The 270-nt window shown below is 57.4% G+C and carries 1 protein-coding gene; it reads right to left on the reverse strand.

Annotation, left to right across the window (positions count from 1 at the left end; genetic code table 11):
* Positions 1-270, reverse strand: a 270-nt coding sequence (locus AAEZ05_RS28735; protein WP_350649995.1) for a hypothetical protein, incomplete at both ends; no start/stop codon positions are given.

The following is a 270-nucleotide window of genomic DNA, read 5'->3' on the forward strand; positions in this document are numbered from 1 at the left end:
GTATGGAGTGGCCTGGAACAACGAGCCCGGATTAAGCTCGGGGTACGTCACCGCCGGGAAGTTTTGCCTGAACAACAAGCCTAGGGTCAGCTCGGCATTGAGGTCATGGGCAAACTCGTATTTTTCCACGATCCCGCGCAAGCGCGGCATGCCCCGAGCCAATTCAGTCGGGCGCAGAACATGTAAGCCTACACAACCCTTGTCGCAGGGTATCTGCAGATCGGAGCGCTCGTTGTCGCCCACCATGATCAGTTCATAAGGCTGCAACCC

Source organism: Pseudomonas sp. HY13-MNA-CIBAN-0226, from assembly GCF_040310305.1.
Classification (GTDB): Bacteria; Pseudomonadota; Gammaproteobacteria; order Pseudomonadales; family Pseudomonadaceae; genus Aquipseudomonas; species Aquipseudomonas gregormendelii.